This is a genomic window from Candidatus Nitrospira neomarina (assembly GCF_032051675.1).
Classification (GTDB): domain Bacteria; phylum Nitrospirota; class Nitrospiria; order Nitrospirales; family UBA8639; genus Nitrospira_E; species Nitrospira_E neomarina.
The window spans coordinates 798,417-813,831 of the sequence record NZ_CP116968.1; the positions used below are offsets into that span (position 1 = coordinate 798,417).

General features: G+C 49.7%; 12 protein-coding genes. 8 read left to right on the forward strand and 4 right to left on the reverse strand.

What is annotated here, in order from left to right; translation table 11 throughout:
* Nucleotides 1-44 precede the first annotated feature (44 nt).
* The 4 genes from PQG83_RS03605 to lon all read right to left on the reverse strand — a co-directional run bounded on the left by PQG83_RS03605 (nucleotide 45) and on the right by lon (nucleotide 5,593).
* Nucleotides 45-1,469, reverse strand: a complete 1,425-nt coding sequence (locus PQG83_RS03605) for an HD domain-containing protein (protein ID WP_312746856.1) — start codon at nucleotides 1,467-1,469, stop codon at nucleotides 45-47.
* A 124-nt stretch (nucleotides 1,470-1,593) separates the two neighbouring features.
* Nucleotides 1,594-2,043 (reverse strand): DUF2062 domain-containing protein, encoded by a 450-nt coding sequence (locus tag PQG83_RS03610; protein WP_312746859.1) that lies wholly within the window; start codon nucleotides 2,041-2,043, stop codon nucleotides 1,594-1,596.
* Nucleotides 2,044-2,064: 21 nt separating this feature from the next.
* Entirely contained in the window at nucleotides 2,065-3,081 is a 1,017-nt protein-coding gene (gene thiL, locus PQG83_RS03615; protein ID WP_312746864.1) for a thiamine-phosphate kinase, read from the reverse strand.
* A gap of 37 nt (nucleotides 3,082-3,118) precedes the next feature.
* Nucleotides 3,119-5,593, reverse strand: coding sequence for an endopeptidase La (lon, locus tag PQG83_RS03620; protein WP_312746866.1), 2,475 nt, complete (start codon nucleotides 5,591-5,593; stop codon nucleotides 3,119-3,121).
* A gap of 563 nt (nucleotides 5,594-6,156) precedes the next feature.
* Here lon and bamA point away from each other — a divergent pair.
* The 8 genes from bamA to msbA all read left to right on the forward strand — a co-directional run bounded on the left by bamA (nucleotide 6,157) and on the right by msbA (nucleotide 15,398).
* Nucleotides 6,157-8,493 carry an outer membrane protein assembly factor BamA gene (gene bamA / locus PQG83_RS03625; RefSeq protein WP_312746868.1) on the forward strand — a complete coding sequence of 779 codons (2,337 nt, stop codon included), beginning with the start codon at nucleotides 6,157-6,159 and terminating at the stop codon, nucleotides 8,491-8,493.
* A gap of 54 nt (nucleotides 8,494-8,547) precedes the next feature.
* A complete protein-coding gene (locus tag PQG83_RS03630) occupies nucleotides 8,548-9,120 on the forward strand; it encodes an OmpH/Skp family outer membrane protein (protein ID WP_312746870.1) in 573 nt (190 codons plus the stop codon).
* Nucleotides 9,121-9,190: 70 nt separating this feature from the next.
* Complete coding sequence (gene fabZ, locus PQG83_RS03635; protein WP_312746872.1) at nucleotides 9,191-9,646, forward strand: 3-hydroxyacyl-ACP dehydratase FabZ; 456 nt, start codon at nucleotides 9,191-9,193, stop codon at nucleotides 9,644-9,646.
* A 71-nt stretch (nucleotides 9,647-9,717) separates the two neighbouring features.
* Nucleotides 9,718-10,527: an acyl-ACP--UDP-N-acetylglucosamine O-acyltransferase gene (gene lpxA, locus PQG83_RS03640; RefSeq protein ID WP_312746874.1), complete on the forward strand. Its 810-nt coding sequence runs from the start codon at nucleotides 9,718-9,720 to the stop codon at nucleotides 10,525-10,527.
* Nucleotides 10,528-10,554: 27 nt separating this feature from the next.
* A complete protein-coding gene (locus PQG83_RS03645; RefSeq protein WP_312746876.1) occupies nucleotides 10,555-11,421 on the forward strand; it encodes an LpxI family protein in 867 nt (288 codons plus the stop codon).
* Nucleotides 11,422-11,511: 90 nt separating this feature from the next.
* Nucleotides 11,512-12,468 carry a Gfo/Idh/MocA family protein gene (locus PQG83_RS03650; RefSeq protein WP_312746878.1) on the forward strand — a complete coding sequence of 319 codons (957 nt, stop codon included), beginning with the start codon at nucleotides 11,512-11,514 and terminating at the stop codon, nucleotides 12,466-12,468.
* Between the two features lie 48 nt (nucleotides 12,469-12,516).
* Complete coding sequence (lpxB, locus tag PQG83_RS03655; protein ID WP_312746880.1) at nucleotides 12,517-13,647, forward strand: lipid-A-disaccharide synthase; 1,131 nt, start codon at nucleotides 12,517-12,519, stop codon at nucleotides 13,645-13,647.
* Entirely contained in the window at nucleotides 13,644-15,398 is a 1,755-nt protein-coding gene (msbA, locus tag PQG83_RS03660; protein ID WP_312746883.1) for a lipid A export permease/ATP-binding protein MsbA, read from the forward strand. The genes lpxB and msbA overlap by 4 nt, the downstream gene beginning before the upstream one ends.
* Nucleotides 15,399-15,415 lie beyond the last annotated feature (17 nt).

Here is a 15,415-nt window from a genome sequence, read left to right on the forward strand (position 1 = left end):
ATTTTCTCATGTCACTGGAACTATATGTGAGGCAACTGTCCCTGTTATAGCACTGAAACCGGTTGAATTAAAGTCGGCCAGTGCCGTCGTAGGGTTTCCTCGGCAGCTTTGGCTAGGATCTTATCGATGGAATGATCCTGGCTGAATACTCGCAGAGTGATCATCCGGGCTGGAAGATACTGAAGGTATTTTTGAAGGATGTCCTTTTCGACCGTGCCTTTGGCCGGGTTCCAGACAAATATTTGAAAGTTTCCCATGTTGAGCAAATTAATGGGGCGAGGGTCCTTATGAGCAAAGTCTACTCGAATATCTTGGTGACGATATTTAGTAGGTAACAATCGACGCATCCGGCTCAGAAAGACCTGAGGTTGAAAGGATGATGATGCCGGCTGAATGATGGGCAGCAGCGTGCTGAATGCGGTTTTCCACTTCACGTGTCTTCCGATAATTTGACTCCATTCCATTCCCAGTTGTCGTTTATGCATGGATCGAGCGTGCTTCCATGAACGCACCGTTTCGATGACGTGCCAATCGGTTAAATGTAGGTAATGAGGTAAGGATTGGAGAGGATTTTTTTTGCACAGGATTTCCATGGTGGGTTGAAAAATTTCCTGGAGATGAAAGTCGATCGCCCGCGTGGTGCGATGGTAGTAGACGTTGGCGTAGAGATAGAGGCGCGCGTGTAAAAACATTTGCAATGCCGGAAGTCCTGATTGGTGGATCGTGAGTCCCTGTGATGAAAAGAAGGTGTAATGAAGGAGTCGTTCAATATCTACAGGGCCAATGGCTACTCCGCACATGTAGGAATCCCTGAGGACGTAGTCGCAATTGTCCGGGGTATAAATTCCGCCAAGAAGGGGTTGTAAGGCGATAACCCACGGTGGGAGATGTTTTGTCGATTTGTGAGGATCCTTGAGAATAAGGAAGGCGATATGTTCCGGATCCAATTGCTCTCCTGGAGCAAATGGCCCGGAGGGACTCCGACAGATCTTTTTTATAATTGGCCCCAAATGGTCACGTATAATGTGTTGGCCGACCACTTCATGCGTCAGGTTAAATTTATGCAGGAAATGATGGTCGAAAAAATGGCAGAAGGGGCCATGTCCGATATCGTGGAGCAGGGCCGTGATACGAATAAATTCTTCCAGAAAATGACGCGATGGTACTTCGGAGACGGTTTGGCAAAGCGACGGATAGAGGCGAGCCATAAATCGACCTGCCAGGTGCATGGTCCCGAGGGAATGCTGGAAGCGGGTATGTTCGGCGCCCGGATAGACCCAATGCGCACTCTGAAGTTGGAGAATATACCGAAGTCGTTGAACCCAGGGAGAATCAATCAAATCCTTTTCGGTCTGTTCCGTAGGATGTGGTTCTTGATAGGGAACGGTGATGGAAATATAGCCGTGAATAGGGTCGGCCAGAAGCGAGACGCCATCAAATGGGGATGAGAGGGGTTCTAACACGGCCATGGGCTAAGCGTCTTTCCCTGACCTCAGGCTATCGCCTGATGGAGTGTGCCGGGTTGTCAGAAAATGCATGGCATAAAACGTATTCACGGTTAGGATCTGCTGGTGCGCCATGTTTGTTATGTTGCTAGGAATTCTTAAGCCCCCGGTATCGGGTGATGACCCATCGCATGACGGGATAGGCGATCAACGATCCGACAATCGCCAGGGCACAGGCCCCAACGAGAAAAGGAATGAGGTAGGGGGAAAGCATATCAAATATATTGTCCACCCTCATCTGATCCCACTCAATCGTGGCTGATGAGGATGCGCCCATCAATAGCATTCCGGTGTAGAGACTGGCAGCTAAGATTGGAATGAGTGTCCAGGGATTGTTGATTAATGACCCCAGAAAGAGCGCTAAAAAATTCAGCCGGAAGGCCCAGGCGCAGAATACCACGCTGGCGGTGTGGAACAAATAATGTGGTGCGAAGGCGATAAACACACCTAGAGCAAAGGCCATGGCTGTGCGGTGAGGAGTTTCCCGAAGATGTAAGACATGAGTCAATTGTTGGCGGACAGACTCAAGCGTTACCATTGACAGTTGCCTAGCATTCCATTACTTCGAAAAATGCACATAACTTTGCGAGACCAATTTTTGAGTTTTGCCGTCTTGATGGGCTATTTGAACTCCCGAACGACGAGGGGTAATGACACCAATGGCGGTGGCAGGAATCCGTAGTTGATTGACCGCCAATTCCAGGCGATGTTGTTTTTTGGGAGGCACGGTAAACAGTAATTCATATTCTTCTCCTCCATGGAGAGCCCAGGGTAGAGGGTCTGTACTCATCTTTAACGCGTATGAGATGAGATGAGGTGACAAGGGTAGGCTGTCCTCCTGAATGAGTGCACCCACATGGCTTTGTTGGCACAAATGTTTGATATCTCCTGAGAGGCCATCAGATAGGTCCAAGGCGGCCGAAGCCAAACGACGGGAAGACAGCAATCGTCCCAATGCAATACGAGGGGTGGGCCTGAGATGGCGCCCAACTAAAAACTTCATGGGTTGTCGCAATTTTGAAATCTTTTCTCGTGAAGGGTGATGTGTCAGATAGTCCAATCCTGCAGCTGAGTTCCCTAACGATCCACTGACATAGATGATATCGCCTTCCTGGGCCCCGCCCCTTGTTAACGCCTGACCGGGTGTAACCTGTCCGAGTATGGTAATTGCCAGAAACAGCGAGGAGTGTGATGCTGAAGTATCACCACCCACCAGTCGAACTCCATGGGCTTTGCAAGGAACGGAAAGTCCACGATACAGGTCCTTCCAGTCTCCATATGTCACATGAGAGGGAAGGGCAACGGCCACCAGGATATATGTGGGAATGGCTCCCATTGCGGCCATGTCGCTGAGATTGGCGACGGCTGCCTTGTAACCAAGATCAAAAAATGAAGAGGTGTTTTTGGAGAAATGAATGTTTTCAACGAGGAGGTCGGTGGATATGACGAGATGGGCTGATGAGGGGTGGGCCAGAACCGCTGCATCGTCTCCCATGCCAATGAGGGTACGAGGACCGGGTGCGGAAAATCCACGAGACAGGGCGCGGATAAGTTGAAATTCCCCAATTGTTGACACGGGCGCCTGGCGGCGGGAAGGGGACATGATAAAAAAGTCAGCGTGTCTTGGTGATGGATTGTCGTAACGGGCGACGGGTGACCGGGGAGGCAACTTTTTTTCGACGGCCGGATGAGCTATGTCCATGAGTCAGTGACGAGTTCAAATCGTGTCGATTTTTGGTGCGAAGGGCGACTTTAAGAACTTCCGACATATTCTCCACATAGATAAACTCAAGGCCTCGTAGGAGATGTTTGGGAATGTCATCAAGGTCTTTCTGGTTTCTTTTAGGCATCACAATGGTTTTGATATGGGCCCGTTTAGCGGCTAGAACTTTTTCTTTTAATCCGCCAATGGCCAGTATTCTGCCGCGAAGCGTGACTTCCCCTGTCATCGCCAAGTCTCGTTTGACAGGTTTATTGCTGAGACAGGATGCAAGGGCCGTCGCCATCGTAATGCCTGCGGACGGTCCGTCTTTGGGAATGGCCCCGGCCGGAACGTGAACGTGAATGTCCTGTTTTGCGAAAATGTCAGGATTGATTCCCAATGACTTGGCCTGGGAGCGAATATAGGTAAGTGCGGCATGAGCAGATTCTTTCATGACGTCGCCAAGATGCCCTGTCAAGGTTAAGAGGCCTTTTCCCTTGATGGCCGAAGCCTCGATGTACAAAACATCCCCACCGGTTTCTGTCCATGCGAGTCCAGTTGAGACGCCGACTTCATCTTTTTCCTGTTCCTGATCCGGCACATATTTAGGAACACCGAGGTAGTGATGGAGGTTTCGGGGAGTGACCTGATAGCGTTTGATCTTTCCTTCGGCAATGCGTTTCGCCACTTTTCGCATGACATTGGCCAGTTCACGCTCCAGATTGCGAACCCCGGCCTCTTTGGTATATTGAGAAATGATGCGCGCCAGGCACGGATCGGTGAGAAGTAAGTGCTCTTGTGTGATTCCGTGTTCCTCCAACTGACGCGGGATCAGGTAGCGTTGAGCAATGCCAAGCTTTTCTTCCTCCGAATACCCTGGGATTTCAATGATCTCCATTCGGTCCCGTAGTGCGGAGAGAATGGGATCCGTCAAATTTGCGGTCGTAATGAACATGACTTTACTCAGGTCAACGGGGACTCCGAGATAGTGATCGACAAACGCATGGTTTTGTTCCGGATCGAGCACTTCCAGTAAGGCAGCCGAGGGATCCCCGCGGAAATCGGTTCCAATTTTATCGACTTCATCGAGCATGAACACGGGGTTATTGGTCCCTGCCTGTTTGATCCCTTGGACGATCCTTCCTGGCAGTGCTCCAACATAGGTTCGGCGATGTCCTCGAATTTCGGCTTCGTCTCGTGTTCCACCTAAACTCATGCGAACGAATTCCCGCCCCATGGCACGAGCTATCGATTTACCTAAAGAAGTTTTGCCGACTCCAGGAGGCCCCACAAAACACAAGATGGGTCCTTTCATTTTGTCTTTGAGTTTGCGCACGGCGAGATATTCCAGAATTCGTTCCTTGACCCGTTCCAGATCGTAGTGATCCTCCTGCAGTACCTGGTTTGCCTGGGGGAGGTCGAGGTTATCCTCAGAATGACGGTTCCAAGGTAATTCAACAAACCATTCCAAGTACGTGCGGATCGTCCCGGCCTCGGCCGTATCCTGGTGTGTTTTTTCCAGACGTTTCAGTTGTTTCTCCGCTTCTTTCAGGACCTTGTCCGGCATGCTGGCTTCTTGAATCTTTCGACGAAATTCGGCCACTTCTTCAGATCGGTCATCGAGTTCCCCCAACTCTTTCTGGATCGCTTTGAGTTGTTCGCGAAGGAAGTATTCTCGTTGCGTCTTATCCATTTCCCCCTTGGCTTCAGCTTGGATTTTCTGTTGCATGGACAAGACGTCCTGCTCACTACTCAGGATTTCATTCACACGCCTCAGGCGGAGAAGAGGATCGTCAATTTCGAGGACTCCCTGAGTGGTCTCAATATTGAGCCCAAGATTGGAAGAGATAATGTCTGCCAGACGTCCAGGATCGTCAAGATTTTCAATGACGGTGAGCACATCCGGCATCAACACTTTTCCTAGTCCGACAATTTTTTCCAAGGATTCTCGGGTGGAGCGAACGATGGCTTCTTTCTCCAAGGAAGGAAGCGCTGTGGGTGATTCGGCCAATGTTTTGATGCGGGCGGAGAAAAATGGATTGGTTTGGGTGAATTCTTGAACCCGGGCTTTTGTGAGGCCCTGGACGAGTATTTTGATACGGGCATCCGGAAGTTTCAGCATGCGCATGATGACGCCGACTGTGCCTATTTGATAGAGATCTGGGGTCTCTGGCACTTCCACGTCTTGATTTTTTTGGGTGGTTAAAAAGATTAAGCGGTCGGAGGAGAGAGCGGCTTCAATGGCCTTGATGGACATGTCGCGCCCAACAAAGAGAGGGAGCACCATATAGGGAAAGACAACAATGTCCCGTACTGGAAGAAGGGGTAATTCTTCTGGGATCTGTTCAATAGACGGTGCGGGAATCTCCGGATAGTCTTCAGTCATCAGTTTTATTTCTAACGATGAACGAATGGGTTCATCAAAGATTTGGCCAAAGTGGGGAACAGTGTTTCTCTCAATCTTTTCATCGGAAAAGGGACTTTACCAGACAGAGCAGGGATATCTTCGGACCTATCATGAACGTTACGATGGTCCCGGCTTGCACAGCCAATGCCGAAGATTGTCCGGGGTTAGGAATGGGTCTCTAAATGAAATTCCATTATTCGTTGTTTAAGAAAACCTACATGAATTGTATTGATTTTGATACTAGGAGAAGGTGAAAAATGTTGTCAAGGTTTATGCTTGCTCCCTTCTTGGGATGTTTCTGAGAATAGCGCATGCCTAAGATGTTGCCTTTACAAGGAATCCTATCAAGAATATAATCTGCCACCTTGATCCCAATATGATGATTGCCTCCTCATTTCTCAGGCTTCCCCCCATTATCACCAGCATCTCTAAGGTTTAATCGTTGGGGACCAAATTGAAGGGGCAATTCTGCTGTCCTGCTGACCATACAAATTTTTTGTGATACACCCTTCTGGTTTCCTCCATCGCTTTAGAGATGCCCCATGGATCTAGTGTTGCCTGAGTTACTGGGTCTTGGGCACAAGATGAGGCGTTTCGGGATTTCTCTCTTTTCATCTTTCAGCCTTTTTCTCCTTGTTGGTCTGCTTGTGGTAGGAACACTTCCGTTTGGGAGACCGGTGTTGGCCCAAACTTCCCAGTCCCATATCGAAGGCATCGAAATTGAAGGAAACCAGCATATTGAAGACCTGGCTATTTTAGGGAAATTATCCATCAAACCAGGTGATGTATTTACCCAAGAGTCCATTCGGGAACAAATTCAGCTGATATATGGAATGGGGTTTTTTGAAGATGTCGAAGTCTCAACCGAAGTCAGGGCCAATGGAGTCCTGGTGGTCTTTCGTGTGAAGGAAAAACCGTTTACGATCGAAGTGGTGTTCGATGGAAATGAAGAGTTGTCAGACGACAAGCTGAACGAAAAAAATACCGTAAAAAATCAGGTGTTTTTGGATAAAGAACAGGTAAAGATTTCTGTAGAAAGTTTTCGATCGTTGTATCACGACAAGGGCTTTTACCATGTTCAAATTATTCCTATCACCGATATGGTCGAGAACAATCAAGTACGATTGACCTTTTATATCGAAGAGGGGAGTCAGGCCCATATTCGTACGATCGTATTTGAAGGCCGTAATGTCATTCGGAAGAAGGAATTGACGTCGTTTATGGCCAATCGCGAATATTCCTGGCCCTGGTCAATTTTTTCGGATGCCGGCATCCTTCATCGCGATGAGCTTCCGAATGATGTCGAACGGATTAAAGAAGTGTACCTCAATAAAGGCTATTTAGATGTCCAAGTCGGGATGCCTCGAATGGATTTGGATGAGAAGAAAGAATGGTTTACTCTGGTATTCCCGATTGTCGAAGGAGAGCCCTATGTGGTGAGTCAAATCGAGTATACCGGAAATACGCTCTTCTCTGATGCCGAATTACGGGAAGGATTGATCATTGAACCTGGTGAAGTGTTTCAGCGTGCAAAAATCCGTGATGAGATTACCCGGTTGACGGATTTATATGGCAGTCGGGGTTATGCATTTGCCGAGGCCAATCCTTCCGTAGAGCCTGATCCTCCCACGCGGAGCACTCGTATTGGTTTTTCCATTGAGGAAGGAGAAATGGTCAGGATTCAAGATATCCGCATTACCGGGAATAATAAGACGCGGGACAATGTGATCCGGCGTGAATTGCGGGTGGATGAACGGGACATGATCGATTCCCCGGCAATAAAACGGAGTTTCGAACGTCTTAATAATTTGAATTTTTTTGAAACGGTGGAGATTCTTCCCAAACAGATTGCTCCAGGTGAAGTCGATTTAGAGGTCAAAGTCAAGGAAAAACCGACCGGCTCCTTCAGCATTGGCGGAGGTTTCAGCACCTTGGATCAATTTACGTTGATTGCGGATATTACCGAGGGGAATTTATTCGGGCGGGGGTATTTAGCCAGGATCCGGGGGCAGGTAGGAGGACGGCGTACTCTGGGAACTATTACCTTTCGAAATCCGGCTATTTTTGATACCTTAACCTCCGGCCAGGCTGATTTGTTCAGCTCGCGAACCAATTTCCTGACGTATCTTGAAAAAAAGCAAGGGGCGAATCTGACGTTTGGTCGGGGCTTTTCTGAATACCTGACGGGTACCTTTACTCTTGTAGCTGAAAAAATCAAAATTGATGATGTGGAATCTGATGCCAACGATCTCATTAAAGATCAGGAAGGCACGCAGTCCACGACCGGGTTCCGTGCCTCTTTATTCAGGGATTCGCGTGATTATTATTTAGACCCCCGTCGTGGCACTCGAATCGGTGTCATCGCGAGTTTTGGAACGGATGTCCTTGGGGGGTCAAATAATTTTTATAGCATGTCGTTGGATGCCATGAAATTTACCCCCTTGCCCTTTTGGGATTTTCGTCATTCCATTCGGGGACGGATTGGATATGGAGACGGATTTAATGGAGAGGAATTCCCTATTCCTGAGTTTTTTTACGTTGGAGGCATCAACACTGTGCGAGGATTTAAATTTGGCCGTGCCGGGCCCGTGACCTCCGGCAATGATCCTGAAGGGGGCAATAAACAAATCATTATTAATAATGATTTGATTTTCCCGGTGTTGCCAGATGCCAAGTTGAACGGGGTCATTTTTTTCGATTATGGAAAAGGATTTTCTGAAGGAGATAGTTTAGATTTTGATCTTCGAATGGCTGCAGGCATGGAGGTGAGATGGATTTCACCATTTGGTCCTCTTCGGGCGGCGTATGGCCGTCCTATAGATGGACCAAAGGATGACAGAAAGTGGGTATTTGAGTTTTCCGTGGGATCGGTCTTTTAGATGGGATTTGCAACAAGACCATGCGTGATGGCGAGGGAGAGGAGAGAACATATAATGAGGAAGATAGGTGTTGGGGGTGTCGGCGGGTGGATGACTATGGGAAGTCTGGTTCTGACTTTCGCCTGGGGCTGCACGGCGATAGGGCCAACCAATCCATCGGATCTCCCGGTCGGTGTCGTTGATCCTCAGCGGATATTGGCTGAAACGGTCAAGGGAAAACGGCTGTCGGATGCGCTGAATGCCTTTATGAAGGATCGGCAGACACTGGTGGAATTAGAGCAAAAGGAATTACGTAAGTTGGAAAGTGAATTGATGGCCCAAAGTACGGTGTTGAGTCAGGAGGCCAGAGATCGGAAGGAAGAACAGTTCAGAGAAAAAATGGCCGGATATCAGCAAAAGGTAGCCGATTTAAACAGAGAAGTCCAAGAAAAACAACGCGAATTGCAAAACGAATTTCGTCTCCAGGTGCAAAAGGTGGTAACGGAAGTTGCCGGTCAGCGTGGCCTGGGCCTGGTCTTGGAATATGGTGTGAATTCAGGCACGTTGTTTTATCAACCCGGCCTGGATATTTCGACTGAGGTTATTCAGGCACTGGATCGGGAGAGCGGAGAAATCCGTATACCCTAGCCAAAGGGTGGCTCATGGTCATTCATAAGGACCAATGGTGTCAGAGTAACATTGAGAGAAAGGGGTCGGTATGGCTGAGAGCGAGTTAGATATTCTCCAGATTCAGGCATTACTTCCGCACAGGTATCCCTTCTTGTTAGTGGATCGGATCCTTGAATTCGAAGGTGGGATGCGGATTGTGGGCATTAAAAACGTCACGGCCAATGAACAGTTTTTTCAAGGGCATTTCCCCGGGTACCCCATTATGCCTGGTGTGTTACTTCTAGAAGTGATGGCACAGGTTGGCGGGGTATTGGCCAGAAAAACGGCGATGGGGACGGGGCGCCCCACCGTTTTTCTCACCGGAATTGAAAAAGCCAAGTTTCGTCGACCGGTCGTTCCCGGCGATCAATTGCGGGTTGAGGTTGAGGTGATCAGGAGAAAAGATCCATTTTGGAAAATGGCCGGGAAGATCTTGGTCGAATCTTCCTTAGTCTGCGAAGCCGAAATGACCGCCATGGTCAAAGTCGAAGAAAGTGAGGCCTAGCTACAGGCAACAGGATTGTTGCGCGAAGTCTGGCTGTAAATTCATGTTCAACGCAATAAAGTGAGAATTTGATGAATATTCATCCCACAGCAATTGTCCATCCCAAAGCTACAATAGGTGAAGATGTCGTCATCGGGCCCTATTGTGTCGTGGGTGAACATGTCACGATTGGAGATCAAACCGAATTAGTGGCTCATGTGTGTATAGAGGGGCATACGGACATTGGCCGGTGTTGCCGGTTTTTTCCATTTGCGTCTATTGGAACCCCTCCGCAGCATTTGCAATATAAAGATGAGCCCACCAGAGTCTGTCTCGGGGATCATAATATTGTTCGTGAGAATGTGACAATTAATCGAGGGACAGCTTTTGGAAGCGGAGTGACCAGAATCGGGCACCATAATTTTTTCATGGCCTATACTCATGTGGCTCATGATTGTGAGCTGGGTAATTATATTGTGATGGCCAATGCGGCAAACTTAGCCGGCCATGTCTCCGTGGGCAATTCTGTCGTGATCGGAGGCTTAGTCGGGGTGCACCAATATGTACGGATTGGTGAATATGCGATGGTGGGAGGGTGTTCCGCCCTAGGACGGGATGTCCCGCCGTTTGTTCGTGCGGCAGGAGGATATCGTGCACAAATGTTTGGGCTGAATACGATCGCGTTGCGACGCCATGGGTTTTCCGGAGCACGCATGAATACCTTAAAGGCCGCATTTGAACTCCTATTCCGACAGGGACATCGCCTGCAAGAAGCCATTAAACTGGCTCGTAACGAGTACGGGGAAAGCACAGACGTCATGACGTTACTCACCTTTCTGGAGAGTACCAGTCGGGGGATCTGCCAAGTGTCTTCACGGGAGTTGGATGATGAAGAGGAGTAAGGCCGTAGTTGATTTGGTGCGAAGGGTATGATTTCTCCTGAGCAAGATGAGCGGATTGGACTGATTGCGGGTAACGGGCGTTTTCCGATTATTTTTGCCGATAATGTCCGGCGGTTGGGGTTTTCGGTTTCCGCCATTGCGCATGTGGGTGAGACACTTCCGGAACTTGAATCCCATGTTGATCGCATTCATTGGCTCAAGGTCGGGCAGTTTAGCAAGGCCTTGGCGGCATTAAAGGGTGATGGCATCCGCCAGGCCGTCATGTTGGGTGGTATCCATAAAACGCATGTTTTCACGGCACTTCGGCCGGACCTCCGGGCCTTGGCCATTTTTAGCCGTTTGAAACATTGGAAGGATGATGCGATTCTCAGGGCGGTGGCTGGAGAATTAGAGCGGGAAGGGATTCAGATCCGGGAGTCCACGTTTGGCCTGGAAGGCATTCTGGCGAGAGAGGGCAATCTCGCCCATAGGAAACCAACGAGCAAAGAGTGGGACGATATTCAATTTGGTTGGGATACTCTGGAAACCTTGGGTAAGTTAGATATTGGGCAATGTGTCCTGGTGAAAAATCGGGTGATTGTTGCCGTTGAAGCCGTTGAGGGAACGGATGGGACCATTACTCGTGGAGGGACACTTGGTGGCAAGGGAACCGTGGTGGTCAAACGCACGAAACCGCACCAGGATCTTCGGTTTGATTTGCCGGCTGTTGGTCCTCAAACCATTCAGTCCATGGTCGCGGTTAAGGCTTCAGTTCTCGCGATTGAAGCCGGGCGCACGGTCATTCTCGATCGAGAAGAGATGTGTGTAAACGCCAGATCAGCAGGTATCGCGATCGTGGGAATTGCTCCAACAGGCCCTTTACAGCATGCCGCGTCTTCCGATGCTTCACCATAGTAAGGGGACGGATCCCCCATCGTGGTGTTTCGTGTGGTGTAACTGGAACCGCTGTCTCTATTCTCCAATTCCGCGACGACCGATCCCTACATGACACAATCCTTACGAGTTGGGGTGATTGGTGTTGGTCATTTGGGCCGACATCATGCTCGCATATATGGAACCCTGCCTTCTGTGACCTTAGTTGGGGTTTCTGATACCGATACCTCACGCGGGCATCTGGTAGCGGATGAATGTAAAGTACCGTATTTTCAGGATGTGGACGAGCTGCTGTCTTTGGTCGATGCGGTGAGTGTGGCGGTCCCGACCTCGGCACATGGTGTTGTGGTCACGACATGTTTGCAACGCGGATGCCATGTTCTGGTCGAGAAGCCAATTGCCAGCCATGTGTGGGAAGGTGAGCAGTTAGTCGAGCTGGCGAAAGTCCGGGGGACCATACTGCAGGTTGGACATATTGAACGATTTAATCCGATCGTAGAAGTGATGCGTCCTCTCGTGAGTCAACCTGGCTTTATTGAATGTCACCGTCTAAGTCCTTTTCAGCCTCGAGGAACGGATGTCGATGTGGTACGGGATCTCATGATTCATGATTTGGATCTGTTGTTATCCTTAGGGTTGGGTCCTATCCTGCAGGTGGAGGCGAGAGGTATGCCGGTGTTTACCGATCTGCCCGATATTGCCAATGTGCGGATTTTCTTTGAAAGCGGGTGTCTGGCGAATTTGACTGCCAGCCGCATCTCGACTGGACGCCTGCGAAAGATCAGAGTCTATCAACGGGATCGCTATCTCTCGGTTGATTTTGGTGGAAAAGAGGCTGTGATGAACACCAGGAGAAGTTTGGAAGGTGGAACGTTTGAAGTTGAAACGCAACATATCAAGGGTGATGAAGGCGATGCCCTGACTCGTGAATTGGGTTGCTTCGTTCAATCGATTCTGGGAAATCCTTCCGCCCGAGGTGTCTCAGGAGAAGAAGGGGTGGAAGCTCTGCGAGTCGCAACTCAAGTGGTCTCGCTCATTCAACAACATGCCGGGCACTCGCCACGGTAATCCGCGTCAGGGCGGACTAATTGCTATGAGCGGTCTGTTAGAGTCCCGATGCCAAAAATCTTCTTAGTGACCGGTGAAACATCTGGCGATATTCACGGAGCGCACTTAGCCCTGGCACTTCGGGAACTGAATCCCGCTGTGGAATTAATCGGTGTGGGTGGGAGTCGGATGTTGGCAGCCGGGGTCTCGCTTCTTCCCCATGTCAAACGGGTAGATGCCATGGGCGTTCCGGGGATCCGGCAGCTCATACAGGGGTGGAAGACCCTACGAACGCTGACTCGTTACCTCCAACGTGAACGGTTTGACGTCATTATCCTTATCGACAGTCCGGGATTGAATCTTCGCCTGGCCAAGGCCATCGCACAACGGTCATGCAAAATTATCTATTACATTGCCCCTCAGGTGTGGGCATGGGGAAGCCGTCGTATCACAGTCATTCGAAGAGTGGTCAGCCATGTGTTAGCGATTCTTCCATTCGAAGAGGCCTATTTTCAAAAAGCCGGCATTCCCTGCACGTATGTTGGCCATCCATTATTGGATGAGCTAAAGCCTGCCTATGATATGGTGCATGAGCGTCAGGAATTAGGTTTGAACAGAGAGGATCTGGTGATCGGTCTGCTGCCCGGGAGTCGTGTCCGGGAAGTCCGGGAGGTGTTGCCGGCCTTCCTCCGTTCGGTTGAACAGATTCGGAATCAATACCCTAGAGTTCAAGTCCTTCTTGCGCAAGCGCATTCACTGTCCGATTCGATGATGAATGAGTTCCTTGGACATTGTAGAGAACAGGTCAAGGTAGTCAAAGGTCTGTCCAATGAGGTGATGGCGGCGTCAAATCTTTTACTGGTGACCTCTGGGACGGCGACGTTGCAAGCGGCACTGATTGGAACACCGATGGTCGTGGTCTATCGAACATCTCCCTTGACCTATCATATTGCCAAACGGCTGGTTAAAATTCCTTATATTAGTCTAGTGAATATTTTAGCCGGTCAAGAAATTGTTCCGGAGCTAATACAGGATCGTATGACCCCGGATGATATCGCCCACGAAGCCTTAGGCATTTTGCAAGACGCTCGCCGCCAACACGACATGACCCAGGCTTTCCACACCATTCGGACTGCTCTGGGGGGGGCGGGAGCGTCGAAACGGGCTGCAGCATGTATCCTTGCTGAGGCGACCGTATGAAGACCTTCTGGCGAATCGTGTCTTATCTGAAGGGGTACCGCCTGCGGTTGCTTGGCGCGTTTGTCTGTTCTGCCGGGGTGGCAGGATTATCAGCGGTCTATGCGTGGCTTGTCCAACCGGTTCTGGATGGAATTTTCATTGAGCGCAATCAAGAGATGTTGCTCATCCTTCCGTTGGCTGTCCTGGGTGTCGCAATTTTGAAAGCCTCTTTTGCCTATGGACAGGGTTATCTCATGAGTTATGTGGGCCACTGGCTGGTGTCCGATATTCGCCAACAATTGTTTATTCATATCGTGCGCCTGCCTATTCGGTTTCACGATGCGAATACGTCAGGACGGTTGATGGCCAGGGTGATTAGCGATGTCAACGAAATGGCAAATGCCATTCCCAGTGTGTTGAAGGATATCTTTCAACAGGGGCTCACGTTTGTGGCGATGCTGTCCGTGGTCTTTTATCAAAATTGGAAACTCGCGACGATTGTGTTGGTCGTATTACCCTTCTCTTCATTGGTGTTGATCCGCGTCGGCCGGCGGATTCGAAAACTTTCAAAGCGTGGTCAGGAATCCATTGGAAGAATGGCTTCCGTCTTAAAAGAAGCGTTTTCCGGTATCAAGATCGTGAAGGCCTACGGTCAGGAAGAAAAGGAGGCTGACCGATTCTCGTTGACGAATCAAGCCTTTCGGACAGCAAAAGTGAAGTCGTCTCAAACCTCAGCGATGGCCTCTCCACTTCTTGAAGTCATTGGAGTCTGCGGTGTGGCCTTTATTATCTGGTATGGGGGAGGATTAGTCATTGCCGGAGAGATGAAGCCGGGAGAGTTCTTTTCCTTTTTGGCTGCCATGTTCATGGCGTATGCCCCTCTCCGGAAAATGTCCGGGGCCAATGAGTCGGTTCAGCGTGCGCTTGCGGGGGCTCAGCGAGTGTTTCAAGTCCTGGATCTGGAAAGTGAATTAGCGAAAGACGAGGGCAAAAAAATTCTTCCTCCCATGACGAAAAATTTGGAATTTTCCGGTGTCAACTTCAGGTATGAGGGCTCTGACGAGGCGGCCTTGCACGGGATCAATTTCACGATCAACGTCGGGGAAGTGGTGGCCTTCGTCGGGGCCAGTGGTAGTGGAAAAACCACTCTCGTGAGTTTGGTCCCACGGTTTTATCGCCCGACAGAAGGAGCCGTGAAAATTGATGGTGAGGATATTCGCCTGGTTGATCGATCGTCGCTGAGGCGGCAGATTGGCATCGTGTCTCAAGAAACCGTGTTATTTGATGATACGATCAGAAATAATATCGCCTATGGCCGTCTGGATGCGAGTGAAGAGGCGGTCATTGAGGCGGCTCGCGCCGCCTTTGCCTGGGAATTTATTGAGCGGCTCCCTCAGGGGCTGGATACGCTGGTTGGTGAAAATGGACTACGATTATCGGGAGGACAACGTCAACGACTCGCGATTGCCAGGGCCATTCTGCGGGATCCCCCGATTCTGATTCTGGACGAGGCGACGTCCGCTCTGGATTCGGAATCTGAGAAGTTGGTGCAAAAAGCTCTGGCAAATCTGGTAAAAGCCCGAACGACCCTGATCATTGCCCACCGATTGTCCACGGTGCAACATGCCGATCGTATTGTGGTGATGAATCGCGGAAAAATTGAAGAGATCGGCACTCATGCCACCTTGCTTCAACAGGGAGGCCTCTATACTCGATTGTATCAAACGCAATTTTTACTAACTCAACCCGAACCGTTACCGACGACCTCCTAAATTGAAGGGCGCCGTTT